13 protein-coding genes are annotated in these 12,491 nt (G+C 52.5%); all 13 read left to right on the forward strand.

Features of this window, described 5'->3' with window-relative positions; translation table 11 throughout:
* Window positions 1–150 precede the first annotated feature (150 nt).
* On the forward strand, window positions 151–1,377 hold the full coding sequence (locus KIH26_RS02285) for an ABC transporter substrate-binding protein (RefSeq protein ID WP_213442027.1): 1,227 nt from the start codon (window positions 151–153) through the stop codon (window positions 1,375–1,377).
* A gap of 80 nt (window positions 1,378–1,457) precedes the next feature.
* Entirely contained in the window at window positions 1,458–2,333 is an 876-nt protein-coding gene (locus tag KIH26_RS02290; protein WP_213442029.1) for a branched-chain amino acid ABC transporter permease, read from the forward strand.
* Window positions 2,330–3,337, forward strand: a complete 1,008-nt coding sequence (locus KIH26_RS02295) for a branched-chain amino acid ABC transporter permease (RefSeq protein ID WP_213442031.1) — start codon at window positions 2,330–2,332, stop codon at window positions 3,335–3,337. The genes KIH26_RS02290 and KIH26_RS02295 overlap by 4 nt, the downstream gene beginning before the upstream one ends.
* Window positions 3,334–4,092 carry an ABC transporter ATP-binding protein gene (locus KIH26_RS02300; protein ID WP_213442033.1) on the forward strand — a complete coding sequence of 253 codons (759 nt, stop codon included), beginning with the start codon at window positions 3,334–3,336 and terminating at the stop codon, window positions 4,090–4,092. The genes KIH26_RS02295 and KIH26_RS02300 overlap by 4 nt, the downstream gene beginning before the upstream one ends.
* Window positions 4,093–4,094: 2 nt before the next feature.
* Entirely contained in the window at window positions 4,095–4,826 is a 732-nt protein-coding gene (locus tag KIH26_RS02305) for an ABC transporter ATP-binding protein (protein ID WP_213442034.1), read from the forward strand.
* A 162-nt stretch (window positions 4,827–4,988) separates the two neighbouring features.
* Entirely contained in the window at window positions 4,989–5,909 is a 921-nt protein-coding gene (locus tag KIH26_RS02310; protein WP_249660915.1) for a VOC family protein, read from the forward strand.
* A 4-nt stretch (window positions 5,910–5,913) separates the two neighbouring features.
* Window positions 5,914–6,810, forward strand: coding sequence for a sugar phosphate isomerase/epimerase family protein (locus KIH26_RS02315; RefSeq protein WP_213442036.1), 897 nt, complete (start codon window positions 5,914–5,916; stop codon window positions 6,808–6,810).
* A 60-nt stretch (window positions 6,811–6,870) separates the two neighbouring features.
* On the forward strand, window positions 6,871–7,785 hold the full coding sequence (locus KIH26_RS02320) for a dihydrodipicolinate synthase family protein (protein WP_213442038.1): 915 nt from the start codon (window positions 6,871–6,873) through the stop codon (window positions 7,783–7,785).
* Between the two features lie 90 nt (window positions 7,786–7,875).
* On the forward strand, window positions 7,876–8,406 hold the full coding sequence (locus KIH26_RS02325) for a TRAP transporter small permease (protein ID WP_213442040.1): 531 nt from the start codon (window positions 7,876–7,878) through the stop codon (window positions 8,404–8,406).
* A gap of 12 nt (window positions 8,407–8,418) precedes the next feature.
* Window positions 8,419–9,699 carry a TRAP transporter large permease gene (locus tag KIH26_RS02330; RefSeq protein ID WP_213442041.1) on the forward strand — a complete coding sequence of 427 codons (1,281 nt, stop codon included), beginning with the start codon at window positions 8,419–8,421 and terminating at the stop codon, window positions 9,697–9,699.
* 118 nt (window positions 9,700–9,817) lie between these two features.
* Window positions 9,818–10,825, forward strand: a complete 1,008-nt coding sequence (locus KIH26_RS02335) for a TRAP transporter substrate-binding protein (protein WP_213442043.1) — start codon at window positions 9,818–9,820, stop codon at window positions 10,823–10,825.
* A 111-nt stretch (window positions 10,826–10,936) separates the two neighbouring features.
* Window positions 10,937–11,980 carry a Gfo/Idh/MocA family protein gene (locus KIH26_RS02340; protein ID WP_213442045.1) on the forward strand — a complete coding sequence of 348 codons (1,044 nt, stop codon included), beginning with the start codon at window positions 10,937–10,939 and terminating at the stop codon, window positions 11,978–11,980.
* Between the two features lie 9 nt (window positions 11,981–11,989).
* Window positions 11,990–12,427 carry a type II 3-dehydroquinate dehydratase gene (gene aroQ, locus KIH26_RS02345; RefSeq protein WP_213442047.1) on the forward strand — a complete coding sequence of 146 codons (438 nt, stop codon included), beginning with the start codon at window positions 11,990–11,992 and terminating at the stop codon, window positions 12,425–12,427.
* Window positions 12,428–12,491: the final 64 nt, after the last annotated feature.

Here is a 12,491-nt window from a genome sequence, read left to right on the forward strand (position 1 = left end):
ATTTCATTGCAAACCCTATTTTAGATCGTTGATTGAAATAATTGTATCGATAATCGCGCAAATAACCAACTTCGAGAGTGATGCGGATCGAATAATCACATGACCAGCAAGTGCCTGGACTCATTCGTTTCATCACTTTAGGAGACAAACATGTCATCTTCACTTCGCTTCCATTCCCTCGTCGGCGTCGCCTCGGTTGCTGCTGCTTTGGGATTTTCATTGCCAGTAAGCGCACAAAGCACGATCAAGTTGGCTGCCATCGTTGAGTTATCAGGTGCAGGTGCAACCGCAGGTACGAATTTCAAAAACGGCGTCGAAATGGCCGTGAAGGAAATCAATGCTGCGGGCGGCATTTTGGGCAGAAAGCTCGAGCTCAGCGTCAACGATACAACGACCAATCCCGGTGTTGCTCTGGCGATGACGAAAAAAGCCATTGATCAAGATGTGTTTGCTATTTTTGGCCCCGTGTTTTCAGGCTCGATCATCGTCAGCATGAAGGAAAGCGAGAAAGCCAAGATCCCTAACTGGACGGGTGGTGAAGCAGCCAACATCACAATGCAAGGTAATCCCTACATTTTCCGCACCAGTTTCACACAAGCTACCGCGATGCCCAAAGTTGCTCGCTACATCAGCCAAGAGGTGAAAGTCAAAAGCCTGGCGATTGCTTATGTGAATAACGATTTTGGCAAAGGCGGTTTGGACATGATCAAGAAAGCCTTGGCCACAACCGATACAAAAATCACGGCTGAGATTTCTACCGATGCTGGGCAAGCGGATTTCTCTGCGGCAGTGCTCAGAGCCAAACAAAGCAATGCAGATGCGCTGTTTGTTTATCTGAATGAGGATGAATCAGCGCGAATCTTGCGTGAATTGCGCAAACAAGGCTGGAACAAGCCCATCATTGGTGAGACGACGCTCACCGGGCAGAAGGTCATTGATTTGGCGGGCGAGGCCGCCAACGGTGCCGTTGCGCACGTTGGTCTCACGGTAGATGCCCCCGTACCAGCGATCAGGGCGTTCAAAGCGAAATTTGAAAAAGAGTACAAATACGTTTCTGATCACAACGGCATGAAAGGTTATTCTGGCGTTTACAGTATGCAAGCGGCCATTGAGCGTGCGGGGAAGATAGATCGTGAAGCCGTCGCCAAAGCCATGCAAGGCCTGAAGATCAACACAGACAAATATCCTGGGGCATTGATGTACACCGAATTTGATGACAAAGGTGATTTAGATCGCATGAGTTTCTTGGTTCAGGTAAAAAATGGAAAGCAAGAGGTGATCAATCTCCTGCCTCCTTTGAATACGAAGACGGTAGTTACTTCGCCTGTGCCAACTGCTCTGAGTAACCAAGCAGCAGCTAAAAAAGTAAAGCCATAAGACAGGCAATCCAACACTCGAAACACTGATCGGCAGCATATGAAAAATTCTGACAACACATACGACAGGGAGGTGATCGAGTGATTGATTTCCTACAACTGGTCTTCAGCGGCATGGCCACAGGCTGTATTTATGCGCTGGTGGCGCTTGGTTTCACACTGCTTTGGCAAGCCGCGGGCACGATCAATTTTGCGCAGGGCGAATTCGTCATGCTGCCTGGATTTGGCATGCTGGCCTTCATGGCTTGGGGTGCGCCTCTGCCGATTGCGTTTTTGCTTACGGTCATAGTTGCCACTGTGGTGCTCGGATGGGCTTTCAAGCGCACGGTGGTAGATCCGCTCTTCAAGCACGGCATGATGCAGATCGTGGTGGCTACGATTGGTCTGTCTATCGTGATGAAAAACAGCATGCGCGCTGGCTACAGTGCGGAGGCGCATCCGTTCCCCAGCATCTTCGGCGATACCTTGTTTCAAATCGCAGGTGTGACTGTTTCGCTGGGCGATGTGGGCACCCTGATGGCTGCGCTGATCATCGTGTTTGCCACTCAGGCTTTCCTGTCGGGAACGATCACTGGCCGTGCGATGCAGGCGGTGGCGCAAAACACGGAAAGCGCAGCGGTGCTGGGCATCAATGTGCCACGCATGATTTTTTATACTTTTGCAATCAATGCGGCGCTGGCTTGCGCGGCGGCGATCTTGGTCACACCCACGTATCTCGCCAAGTTCGATATGGGTGATTTCCTCGGCACGAAAGCCTTCTTCGCAGCTATCATCGGCGGCTTTAACAATTCCCGTGGCGCCTTACTCGGTGGTTTGATTGTTGGCGTGAGTGAAAATCTCGCCGCTGCTTATATCTCGCCCGCCTACAAAGATGCCGTGGCACTGGTGGTGTTCATGGCCGTGATTTTGTTCAGACCTCAAGGCTTGCTGGGCCGGAAAGAGGAGCGTAAGGTATGAACAATAATCAGAAGTTCGCCGGCGTATTCATTGCGCTAGTAGCTATTATTTTGATAGCTGTTCCACCGTTCTTGAAAAATTATGGTGTGTATCTCTTCAGCCTCTGGCTCGTCTTCGTGGTCGCAACCATGGGCTTGAATCTCACGGTGGGCTATGCGGGGCAAAAGTCTCTCGGGCATGCCGCTTTCTTCGGCATCGGCGCGTATGGCGTGGCTATTGCTATGAAAGCGGGGCTCTCATGGTGGCTTGGCTTGCCGATAGCCATGCTGGCCTGCTTCATCATGGGAATCATCGTGGGCTTTCCGGCGCTGCGGGTGCAAACGATCTATTTGGCCTTTGCTACGCTGGGTTTTAACACGGCGATGTGGCTCGTCTTCCGCAATGAAGAATGGCTCACGGGTGGTACGTTTGGCTTTAACGGTATTGCGAGGCCAACTGTTTTTGGCATCTCACTTAAAGGGCATTTGGCGTATTACTACTTTGTGCTCTCTGTTTCAGCAATAGCTATTGCATTGCTGTGGGGTTTGCTGCGTTCGCCTTGGGGCAAAGCTTTTCAAGCCTTGCGTGATAACCCAATTCGCGCGGAGAGCTTAGGTATTGACACACGAGCCTACACGCTGCTGAGCTTTGCGATTGGCGCTGCGTATGCAGGGTTGGCGGGCGCTCTGTATGCGTCGCTCACAGATTACATTGATCCAGCCTCCTTCACAGTCGGCGCATCGATCACCATGTATTTGATGGTAGTCGTAGGCGGCGCAGGCGCATTCCTAGGGCCGCTCGTGGGCGCACTGGTGGGCTTGATCTTGCCGGAGTGGATTCGTGATGTCGCGCCTGCCTTGGCCAATTGGTATCTGCCTGTGTTTGGCGTGATGGTGATTGCGATGTTGGTGTGGCTGCCCGATGGCCTGATGAGCTTGCCAGAGAAGCTATTTTCTAAGCGAAATGTGCTTCAAGCCGGCGTACCTTCTGCGCAGAATGCTATCAAAATGGGAGAAAAAAAATGAGCTCTCCTGTTTTAAAAGTTTCCGATATGAAGAAAGCCTACGGCGCAATCCAAGCCGTGGGTGGGGTGAGTTTTGAAGTGATGCCAGGTGAGATTTTCGGCGTGATCGGGCCCAATGGCTCAGGTAAGACGACGCTGTTCAACTCCATGCTCGGTCAGATCAAGCCTGATTCTGGCAGCATCGAATTCAAAGGCCAAGATGTCACGAAAGCGGGGCCGCTGGAGCTCTCGCGCCTCGGCGTGGGGCGCACGTTTCAAACACTGCAGGTGTTTGGCAAGATGAGTGTGCGCGATAACTTGATCGTTGCCGCGCAAGAGCATCAAGGCAGCAAACTCAGCCGCATGTTTGCGCCTTCTGATTCAGGGCTGGGCGATAAAGCCGATGCACTGATTGATCAGTTTCGCATTCGTCATGTGGCGGATTTGAAGGCGGGCACACTGAGCTATGGTCAGCAAAAACTGGTAGATATCGCCATGGCCTTCATGCGCGAGCCGGATTTGGTCTTGCTTGATGAGCCTTGCGCAGGGGTGAATCCATCTCTGGTGGGTGGCATTTCTTCTTTGCTCAAACAGCTGAATGAAACAGGCTGGGGCGGCAAGAAGAGCAGCTTCGTGGTGATTGAACACAATATGGATTTCGTGATGAGTCTGTGTCACCGTATCATGGTGATGGTAGAAGGCAAGGTGCTCGCTATCGGCACACCTGCTGAAATTCGCGGTAACAAAGCCGTGCTTGATGCTTATCTGGGAGCATGATCATGAGCCAAGATATTGCTATTCAATTCGACAAAGTGCTCGCAGGCTACAAGGATTTGATGATCTTGAATCATCTGGATTTGAAGATTCGCCGTGCAGCCATCACTTTGCTCATTGGCCCCAATGGTGCGGGGAAATCCACCGTGCTTAAAACGCTTTTTGGCCTGCTCAAACCGCGCGAGGGCCGTGTGCTCTTTGAAGGTGAGGACATTTCTGGCGCAACACAGAAAGATCTGCTCGGCAAAGGCCTGGCCTTCGTGCCACAAGGGCGCAACCTGTTTCCGCAGCTCTCGGTGTATCAAAACCTAGAGCTTGGCGGCATCACGCTGGGCACCAAGCTCACCCATGAGCGTATCCCAGAAGTCTTGAAGCACTTCCCGCGTGTACAAGAGCGTATCCATTCGCAGGCGAGTGCATTGAGCGGTGGCGAGCAAAAGCAATTAGAAATCGCTCGTGCTTTGTTGCTGCGCCCGAAAGTGTTGCTGATTGATGAGCCATCGATTGGCCTTTCGCCCATTGTTGTTCAAGATGTATTCAAACTCTTGCGCCAGTTGGCAGAGCAGGGCACAACGATTGTGATGGTTGAGCAAAACGTGAAAAGTGCTTTGAAGATTTCAGATGAGGCGATAGCGCTGGAGTCTGGCCGATGTGTGCTGCATCGCAAGGCTTCGGAGTTGTTGGCTGATCCAGATATTGAGAGGTTGTTTCTGGGCGGGCACGTAGCTTCCGTATAGATAGTTGCAGATCAAAAAATAGAACGCAAAAGCGGCAAAAAAACGCAAAAGGTGCAAAAGCATGAATAGGCATTTTTCTTTTTCTGCGTCTGTTGCGTTCCTTTTGCGCTTTTTGCGTTCTATTATTCGAGCGATGTAAGAGATGAATACCCGGAGAAAATCATGAGCGACCTGTTGATGAAAGCGCCAGAGCGTGTAGATGGGCGCGAGCCTTTGCAGCATTCGTTTTCGGATGCGGCCAACCCGATTGGTTTGGATGGGATTGAGTTCATTGAATACGCCACTTCCAAGCCGCAAGCGCTTGGGCAAGTGTTGGAGATGATGGGTTTCAAGCCTGTGGCTCGGCATCGTTCGCGCGAGGTGTTGCTGTATCGGCAAGGTGGCTTGAACATCGTCGTGAACGCGCATCCTGATGAAGTACGCGGCGCAACACATGGGCGGGAAACGCCAGCGATTGCCGCAATTGCGCTTCGTGTGCGCGATGCGCGAGCGGCTTATGCCTATGCGCGCGAGCGTGGCGCGTGGGAAGTGCCTACACATGCGCAGGTGATGGAGCTGAATATCCCGGCGATTCATGGCGCGGGAGGAAGCCGGATTTATTTTGTGGATCGGTATCGTGAATTCAGTATCTACAGCGTGGATTTCGTGCCGATTCCAGACGTGGATCAAGCGCCGCCCGCCACCGCCGGCCTGCATTTCTTTGGCGTGGTGCAATACATCGGCGCGGAACGCAGCAATGATTGGATTGCGTTTTACAAAGAGCTGTTTGGCTTTGATCTGATCCCCGATGAAGAGCGCTTTGGCATCATGCCCAAGGGCACGCTGATGAAGAGCCCAGCGCTCTCCGCGGGAGCAGGCTTCATGCTGCAGATGGTGGAGCCAGATGTGAATGTGCTCGATGGCGAAGAGCGTTTGCAGCGCATCGGTCTTGGTGTGCCAGATGTGTTGCTGGCAGTGAATGCTCTGCGCAAATTGGGCATTGAGTTTGTCGAAACCAAGGCGGCGCACACTGAGCAACGCGGCGCGATCACGAAGACGTATTTGGGCGGTGTGGTGTTTGAGCTGGTTCATAGCGCGGGGTGAGATCATGAAACTCATTCGCGAATTCGGTATGGATACGATCAGCTTGGCTGGGCCGATTGAGGCCAAACTTGCTGCGATGAAAGCGGCGGGCTTTGATCAGGTGATGCTCAAGGCCAATGATTTGGTAGGGCATCCGGGTGGTTTGCAAGCAGCTGTGGCTGCCTGCAATGCGAGCGGCTTGCGTGCCACAGGCTTTCAAGTGCTGCGCGATTTTGAAGGCTTGTCAGGCCATTTGCACGAATACAAGATCGACATCGCCAAAAGCATGCTGCAAATGGCGCATAGCTTGGGTGCGAAGGTCTTGCTCGCCTGCTCATCCGTCTCAGCGCATGCCACGCAGGATCTCGACAAGATTGCAGCCGATTTGCGCAAGCTAGCTATGCTCGCCGTGCCCTATGGCATCAAGATCGCCTATGAAGCTCTGAGCTGGGGGCGCACGGTCAATGAGCTGCCGCAGAGCTGGGATGTGGTCTGCAGAGCTGATGCGCCTAACCTAGGCATTTGCGTGGATTCTTATCACGTGCTCGCTGCGAAGACTTCGCCCGAAGAGATTGATTACCTCGATGCTTCCAAAATCTTCCTCGTACAGCTCGCCGATTTCATGTGGGAAGAGACGAAGAGCTTTGAAGAGCGCATGACCACAGCGCGCACATTCCGTGTTTTTCCAGGCGAAGGCGTGCATAGCGATGCTTTGGTGGATATTGTGCTGCGGCTCGAGAGGATAGGCTACCGTGGTGACTACAGCTTCGAAGTGTTCAATGACGATTATGTGAACTTGCCGCTAGAGCTCGTCTGCGAGCGCGCAAAGAAAAGCGCACAGTGGTTGGCTGAGGATGTATTGCGACGCTCCACACCACTGCCAGGCAGCATGCGATTGAAGATTGCAAAGCTACTTATTTGATAGCACTTAGCGCAGTATCTATGCCGGCGATAGGCTTAAAATGCTTCGAAAGAGAGAACTATGACAATACCGCAACATGCCATCGCTGGTCTCTGGCCAGCGCTTTTGACCCCAATCCATACTGACGGAAGTATCGATATACCGCGCATGATTGCGCATGGGCAACACTTGCTCAGCAGCGGGAGTGACGGTTTAACGCTGTTTGGCACAACAGGCGAAGGCACATCGTTCACTGTGCAGCAGCGCATGGCTGCTGCCGATGCGTTTGTCGCTGCGGGAGTGATGGGCGATCAGCTTGTTATCAATCTCACAGCGCTCGCGCGCGATGATGCGGTTGCTTTGGGTGTGCACGCTGTGAAGATCAAAGCCAAAGCAGGTCTCTTGATGCCGCCCTTCTATTACAACGGCCAGCATGACGCAGGCTTGGTGAATTACATCGGCGAAGTTATCGACGAGGTATGTGCCCATGCAGGTCATTGCTTGCCTATCATTCTTTATCACTTCCCTGGTCTTTCGGGTGTAGGTTGGAGTGTGAGCGCGATTGCGCAACTCATGCAAAAGCACCCTCAGCAAGTGGTGAGCATCAAAGACAGCAGCGCTGATGTGGCGCATTCCAAAATGCTGGCGCAAACATTTCCGAAACTTGCTGTGCTCGTCGGCTGTGAGCCCGATGTGATGCCTACTCAGCTTGTGGGTGGCGCTGGCTCAATTTGTGGTTTAGCGAATATCGCACCCAAGCTGATGCGCCGCATGATGGATGAGCCCGCGCATGTGAGTGCAGCAGATGACAAACTGATGCGAGATTTATTGGGCTTGCTTTCTTTGCAGCCTGGAATGCCATTTGTGAGCGCTTACAAAGCGATGCTCGCAGAACTGACGGGTGACGATGCATGGCTTCGTGTTCGTACGCCGCTCACTGCATTGAGCGCACAGCAGGAAAATGCTGTGCGCCAAGGCTATCGCAAGCTGCACTAACAGCTGTATTTCAACCGACAAGTATGGCTACGTAAAAACCCTTGTGCCCTAAACTGCGATAAATGTACTGATTGGTACATAATAGGAGCCATGCTGAATAAACTCATCAATACATATTGCAAGCTGCTCGAATATGCGATGGCGCTGTTTCTTGCACTCATGGTGCTCATGGTGTTTGGCAATGTCGTGTTGCGCTATGGGTTCAACTCAGGTATCACCATCAGCGAAGAGCTCTCACGTTGGCTCTTTGTTTGGGTGACGTTCATGGGCGCTGTCGTTGCGCTCAAAGAAAAAGGCCATTTGGGTACCGATATGCTGATCGCTCGGCTGGGTGTGCAAGGCAAGAAGTTGTGTTTGGGCCTGAGTTTGTTGCTGATGCTCGCTTTGTGCGGCGTACTATTCAAAGGTGCATGGGAGCAAACCAAGATCAATGCGAGCTCAAGCAGCGCCGCAATGGAAATCTCCATGGGCATCTTCTTCTCGGTGGGCTTGATGTTTGCCGTGCTCGGTGGCTTGATCATTGCGCGGGATTTTTATAGTTTGGTCACAGGCCAAATGAGTGAGGCTGATTTGATGGCCGTACGTGAATCCGAAGATGTGCCGCATGGCGATCATAAATAAGCGAGTCGCAAAATGACGATTGCACTTTTCCTCCTCGCTTTGCTCGGCGCCATGGCGCTAGGTATGCCCATTGCTTTCTCGCTCTTACTCACTGGCGCTGCCCTGATGTGGCAACTGGGTATGTGGGATTCGCAAATCCTTGCGCAAAACGTGATTGAGGGGGCGAACAGCTTTCCACTGCTCGCTGTGCCTTTCTTTATGCTTGCTGGTGAGATCATGAACGCGGGTGGCTTGTCTCGCCGCATTGTGAATTTTGCTCTCGCGCTTGTAGGCCATATCCCTGGTGGCTTAGGTTATGTGGCCATCGTGGCGGCCTGCATCATGGCTGCGCTCTCGGGTTCAGCGGTGGCCGATGCTGCCGCGCTTTCAGCTTTGCTATTACCTATGATGGTTCGCGCGGGTCACGATCCTGCGCGCTCTGCGGGCTTGATTGCTTCTGCCAGCATCATAGCGCCGATTATTCCGCCTTCAATTGCTTTCATCATTTTTGGTGTGGCTGCAAATATTTCGATTTCCAAGTTGTTCCTCGCAGGCATCGTTCCCGGTATCTTGCTGGGCGTATCGCTGTGGATTACGTGGTGGATTCTGGTGCGCAAAGAAAAAGTCACACCCTCGCCGCGCGCCACGCGTGCCGAGGTGGCCAAGGCTTTCCGCGAAACTTTGCTCGCGCTAGGTTTGCCCTTGATCGTGGTAGGTGGCTTGAAATTCGGCGTGTTCACGCCGACAGAGTCGGCCGTGGTGGCTGCGGTGTATGCGCTGTTGATTTCGATTTTTGTGTATGGCGAAATCAAGATCAAACAGTTGCTGCCGATTTTTATTCAAGCCGCGAAAACCAGCGCAGTGGTGATGTTTCTGGTGGCCGCAGCCATGGTTTCGGCTTGGATGATCACCGTCGCGCAATTGCCCGCCCAGCTTACTGCTTTGCTGCAGCCCTTGCTCGATAGCCCGCGCCTGCTCATGTTCTGCATCATGGTGATCGTGATCATTGTCGGTACGGCAATGGACATGACGCCGACGATTTTGATTCTCACGCCCGTTCTGATGCCGCTCATCAAGGCTGCTGGGATTGACCCGGTGTATTTTGGCGTGATGTTCATCATCAACAACGCGATCGGCCTGATCACGCCACCAGTTGGCACGGTGCTCAACACCGTCGCAGGTGTGGGAAAAATCAGTATGGATAAGGTCACTCGCGGCGTACTGCCTTTCATGATTGCGCAATTCATCTTGTTGTTCTTGATGGTGCTGTTTCCGCAAATCGTGATCTGGCCAGCAAAATTTTTGGCTGGCTAAGTATTTGTCCTGATATCTGGATACTGATTAAGTCGCTTTAGTCCTAACAAAGCATATGAAGACACGCCATATGCCCAGTTTTTCCAATCGCGTGTTGTGTCATTTCTTGGAGACTCTTATGAAACGTCTGTTTGTTAAAAGCGTGATCGCTGCCGTCGCTCTCGTAGCTGCTGGCGTGGCATCTGCTCAAAATTATTCTGAGCGCACGATCAAATTTGGCACGCAAAATGCGGCTGGGCATTCCATAGTGCAAGGCATGGAGCGTTTCAAGTCCATCGTCGAAGCCAAATCTGGCGGCAAGATCAAGGTCAACGTATTCCCCGCAGCGCAATTGGGCAACGACCAATTCCATGTGAGCGGCGTGCAGGGTGGCACGATTGAAATGGCTGTGATGAATAGCGGTATCTTGGCCTCTCAAGTGCCAGCTTTCGCCATTTACGATTTCCCTTTCATGTTTGAGAGCGAAGCCGTGGCTGACAAAATTGTGGATGGCCCCTTCGGCAAGAAAATGCATACCCGCTTGGAAGAAAAAGGCATCGTCGGCATCGCTTACTGGGAGCTGGGCTTCCGCAACATGACCAACAGCAAAAAGCCGCTCAATAAAGTGGAAGACATCGCTGGCCTGAAACTGCGAGTGATCCCCAATGCCATCAATTTGGATTGGGTCAAAGCTTTGGATGCTAACCCAACACCGCTTCCTTTCCCTGAGCTCTACGGCGCTTTGGAGAACAAGGCGGTGGATGGCCAAGAGAACCCCATCCCCACTATTAAAGGCAACAAGTTTGCAGAAGTGCAAAAGCATTTGGCTTTGACGAAACACGTGTACAACCCACAATCTGTGATGGTGAGCAAGAAGCTTTGGGACTCCTTAAACGCAGATGAGAAAAAACTCTTCAACGATGCTGCTGCTGAGGCTGGTGTATTCCAACGCAAAACCAACCGCGATGCATTGGCCAAGGATTTGGCTGATCTGAAAACTGCTGGCATGCTCGTGACAGAGTTCCCTCCTACCGAGACAGCCAAGTTTGTTGAAAAAATGAAGCCTGTGATTGCCAAGCATGCCGCTACTGTAGGCGCAGATGTGGTCAACGAATTCATTGCGGCTTCTGCTGCAGCGAAGCGCTGATTGCTTTGAACGCTACGCTCGCAGGCAACTATGCCGCGAGCCTGCGCACTGGGCTTGCATGTGTGCTTATGAATGCGAGTCCAGTCCACAGGCTGAAGATGTGAACTCCCCATGAATCGAAGCAAAATTGCTGTTGCCGGCGCAGGCTATATCGGCCAAGTGCATATGGCTGCGTTGCTTTCGAGCCGCACGCTTTGCTTGAGCGCCGTGGTTGATCCGACAGAAGCTGGCGCGCAGGCTGCAGCTAAGGCAGGCGTGCCTTACTACAGTTCGATTGAAGAGCTGCTTGCGCAAGATCGCCCAGATGGCATCGTGCTCGCTACGCCTAATCAATTTCATGTGCCGCATGCGATGCAATGCTTGGAAGCCAAGCTTCCGATGCTGCTGGAAAAGCCGATTGCACCGACGGTGAAAGAGGGCTTGAGCCTCTTGCAAGCCTGCGAAAAAATGCAAGGCCAGATACTGATGGGTCATCATCGCGCCCACAGCCCGATCATGGCCAAGGCGTGTGAAGTGGTGCAAAGCGGACAGCTAGGGCGTATCGTTGCTCTGCAAGGCAGTGCAACATTTTTCAAGCCAGATCATTATTTTGCAGAGAGCCCATGGCGGCGCGAGCTGGGCGGCGGCCCGATTTTGCTCAACATGATTCATGAGGTGCACAATTTGCGCATGCTCTGCGGCGAAATTTCCGCTGTTCAAGCTTTTAAAAGCCATGCAGTTCGCCGATTTGCGGTGGAAGATACCGTGGCAATCACTCTGCAGTTTGAGAGCGGCGCTCTCGGCACATTCATGCTGAGTGACACTGCAGCCAGCGCGAAGAGCTGGGAACAAACCTCTCAGGAAAACAAAGCCTACCCGAGCTATAGCGATGAAGATTGCTACACCGTGAGCGGCACGCGGGGCACACTTTCTGTGCCTACGATGCGCATGAAGACTTATGCAAGCGATGAAGGCTGTTCTTGGTGGAAGCCATTTGAGATTGGCCAAGCAAGTGTGCAACGCGATGATCCGATCAAACTGCAAATGGAGCATTTCGGCGCAGTTGTGCGCGGGCAAGCCCAGCCGCTGGTAAGTGCTCATGATGGTTTACAGAATCTTCGCGTGACAGAAGCTATCTCTCTAGCGGCACAATCAGGCACCACCATCACACTTTAGGGAAACATCATGAAAATTCTCGTTCTCAATGGCATCAATCTCAATATGTTTGGCAAGCGCGATGCAGCCACCTATGGCACAGCCACGCTGGATGACATCAACGCAGCTTGTGTCGCTCTAGGCAAAGAGCTCGGCCACGAGGTGAGCTGTTTTCAGACCAATATTGAAGGAGAAATGGCTCAGCGCATTCATACCGCGCATGGCGATGGCACGGCTGCTGTGGTGATCAACGCTGGCGCATGGACGCACTACAGCATTGGCCTACGCGATGCGTTGGCAATTCTCAAGTGCCCCATCATTGAAGTACATATGAGCAATATCCACGCGCGCGAAGAGTTCCGCCACCATTCTGTGATCGCTGCGATTGCCAAAGGACAGATTGCCGGCTTTGGCGTAGAGAGCTACTTGCTGGGGATCCGTGCAGCAGTATCTGCAGCGAAGGCTTAACGCTACTTATTTAATAGCACTCTGCGCAGTATTTATGCCGGCTATATGCCTAAAACACCCTTAA

The sequence above is a fragment of the Variovorax sp. PCZ-1 genome (assembly GCF_018413605.1).
GTDB lineage: Bacteria > Pseudomonadota > Gammaproteobacteria > Burkholderiales > Burkholderiaceae_C > JANMDU01.

What these genes read in the sequence shown, in the direction of transcription:
- KIH26_RS02330 (WP_213442041.1), top strand. Translation starts at nt 8,419, where the DNA reads ATGACGATTGCACTTTTCCTCCTCGCTTTGCTCGGCGCCATGGCGCTA.
- KIH26_RS02340 (WP_213442045.1), top strand. Translation starts at nt 10,937, where the DNA reads ATGAATCGAAGCAAAATTGCTGTTGCCGGCGCAGGCTATATCGGCCAA.
- aroQ (WP_213442047.1), top strand. Translation starts at nt 11,990, where the DNA reads ATGAAAATTCTCGTTCTCAATGGCATCAATCTCAATATGTTTGGCAAG.
- KIH26_RS02305 (WP_213442034.1), top strand. Translation starts at nt 4,095, where the DNA reads ATGAGCCAAGATATTGCTATTCAATTCGACAAAGTGCTCGCAGGCTAC.
- KIH26_RS02320 (WP_213442038.1), top strand. Translation starts at nt 6,871, where the DNA reads ATGACAATACCGCAACATGCCATCGCTGGTCTCTGGCCAGCGCTTTTG.
- KIH26_RS02285 (WP_213442027.1), top strand. Translation starts at nt 151, where the DNA reads ATGTCATCTTCACTTCGCTTCCATTCCCTCGTCGGCGTCGCCTCGGTT.
- KIH26_RS02310 (WP_249660915.1), top strand. Translation starts at nt 4,989, where the DNA reads ATGAGCGACCTGTTGATGAAAGCGCCAGAGCGTGTAGATGGGCGCGAG.
- KIH26_RS02335 (WP_213442043.1), top strand. Translation starts at nt 9,818, where the DNA reads ATGAAACGTCTGTTTGTTAAAAGCGTGATCGCTGCCGTCGCTCTCGTA.
- KIH26_RS02325 (WP_213442040.1), top strand. Translation starts at nt 7,876, where the DNA reads ATGCTGAATAAACTCATCAATACATATTGCAAGCTGCTCGAATATGCG.
- KIH26_RS02300 (WP_213442033.1), top strand. Translation starts at nt 3,334, where the DNA reads ATGAGCTCTCCTGTTTTAAAAGTTTCCGATATGAAGAAAGCCTACGGC.
- KIH26_RS02315 (WP_213442036.1), top strand. Translation starts at nt 5,914, where the DNA reads ATGAAACTCATTCGCGAATTCGGTATGGATACGATCAGCTTGGCTGGG.
- KIH26_RS02295 (WP_213442031.1), top strand. Translation starts at nt 2,330, where the DNA reads ATGAACAATAATCAGAAGTTCGCCGGCGTATTCATTGCGCTAGTAGCT.